The following is a 1878-nucleotide window of genomic DNA, read 5'->3' on the forward strand; positions in this document are numbered from 1 at the left end:
ATTCTCTCCTAGCGCGGTGGCTCTAGTTCTTCTTTTGCCACCGTTCTCATCTTTGGTTAGTCTAAACTACAGTTTTAAGTTTTGACCAGAGATTTTCTATTGGTGAAAAATCTGGTGAATAAGGTGATAAGTATATTAATCTTGCCCCTTGTTTTTCGATAGCTTTTTTCACTTATTCTCCCAAGTGAATAGAACAATTATCCATGACTACACAAGCCCCTTTCCATAGTTTTGGCACAAGTTTTCTGATAATAAAAGCTTCAAATGTAATTGCATCAGTCCCGCCTATTAGATTAACCGATGTCAAGATTTCCTTGACTGACATGGCTCCAATTATTGAGACATTTTTGCCACGTTTCGTTGGTCTTGGGCCCTGGGCTCTTTGACCTTTCAAAGCTCTAGCATACAACCTAACCATTGCCAAATTAACTCCTGATTCGTCAATGAATATTAAGTCTTTCAAATTAATCTCTTTGATTTTTTGCCAGAACTCACATCGCAGGAGTTGAACTCGGTCGGTGCCTTTGCATGAAGGGAAGAGAGTTTTTTTTTGACAGTAATATCTAAGAGTTTTATCATTCTTGCTATTGTCGATATACTCAGGGAAAATCCAATTTTCCCATAAAGTAAATAACGAAGTTCTTCAAGAGTTGCATCATTATTTTCTTCAATCAATTGGGCACTCGATGAGTAATTGCTCTGCATTCAGTTTGCCTTTGGCCCCACATCGGTCAGTTCGGGGAGTAATGTTTTTTGTTTCACGATATTGTTTAAGCAATTTTTGTACAAAGCTGAGGGCTACAGAAAAACGTTTAGCTATTGCTTTTTGTGAAATCGGTTCAGTATGATAAGTATCAAGGATTTTTTGCCTAAAATCAATCGAATAAGCTTTCATTTTTACTAATGTATGAAGAGGAGTATAAGTAAACGTGTTATGAGTCAAGCATATCGTGCTGTCAAACAAATGCTATTATGTGTGGTATCGCTTTCGCGTGGCTTTAGTGAACCATGTAATTCTAGTTGATTTGATCTGATTTTCTCTGTTTGATCCTCACGAGTGAGTGTCAGTAACATGATACCTCATATTTCTGAGAAAGGCTATAGTAGCCAATCAGCCATCTCCGAATCAAACATGGATAGATTTGAATTTTAGCTAGCACTGCTGCAAAAAGGAGCAGAGGAACTAGAGAAAAAAATAGCTAACTTTAATACGATTGAGGGATATTGTTGGCGACTGCTTGGCGAACATCCGAGTTTGCGGGTTGATCAGTTGCTTGTGGAAGTCGAAGGAGATTGAAGGGAATTGATAGCTATATCACACCGATGTATTGTATCCCACAATGGTTTTTAGCAATAGCGAGATAAATGCGTCCGAAGTAATAAGAGTAAGATGCGAATACTTCTCTTGTTTGCACCGCACCATCTAATGCGGCAGAAATCTTGGAATTGATTTTCGGTGCCAATAAAACCCTGCTATTGCTGTCGATCGTACACTCAAGTTTTCTCGTAAGCAGGTGGCCGATACTCGAATAATTATTGCTCTGCCGCCGCAAATTTAGATTGATCGCCCCCAGAAGCAGGCCGAGCAAAGGACGCTTTGTTGCGAATCCCCTGGATATCTTCAGAAGAACGCTCAGACGATAGCACAAACTGAGTTCTCTGATAACGCAAATGGGCCAATTCAATTTTACCAGGTCGCCCTTCACAATAGGCTCGTTCAGCACAGCGTTTAACTGCGATCGCAATTTCAGCACTCGTTGCTCCGGCATAATCAGATAGTAGCGAATACCACTGCCTGTCACTCCAAAGATTCTCTTTTCCTTCCCCAAACTGCTCTGGGAAATACTTAGCTAAGTGCAAATTGAAAATCTCATAGCG

The 1878-nt window shown here is 40.0% G+C and carries 2 protein-coding genes and 2 pseudogenes; all 4 read right to left on the minus strand.

Annotation, left to right across the window (positions count from 1 at the left end; genetic code table 11):
- Nucleotides 1-61: 61 nt before the first annotated feature.
- Nucleotides 62-463 (minus strand): annotated as a pseudogene (locus QUA44_RS30430) (IS630 family transposase).
- Nucleotides 460-675 (minus strand): hypothetical protein, encoded by a 216-nt coding sequence (locus tag QUA44_RS30435; protein WP_333257637.1) that lies wholly within the window; start codon nucleotides 673-675, stop codon nucleotides 460-462. The pseudogene QUA44_RS30430 and the gene QUA44_RS30435 overlap by 4 nt, the downstream one beginning before the upstream one ends.
- Nucleotides 668-895 carry a hypothetical protein gene (locus tag QUA44_RS30440; protein ID WP_333257634.1) on the minus strand — a complete coding sequence of 76 codons (228 nt, stop codon included), beginning with the start codon at nucleotides 893-895 and terminating at the stop codon, nucleotides 668-670. Before QUA44_RS30440 ends, QUA44_RS30435 begins: the two co-directional genes overlap by 8 nt.
- Nucleotides 896-1533: 638 nt before the next feature.
- A pseudogene (locus QUA44_RS30445) lies at nucleotides 1534-1878 on the minus strand (AAA family ATPase); the annotation flags it as partial.

Source organism: Microcoleus sp. N9_A2 (assembly GCF_036701775.1).
In the GTDB taxonomy this organism is placed as follows: Bacteria; Cyanobacteriota; Cyanobacteriia; order Cyanobacteriales; family Microcoleaceae; genus Microcoleus.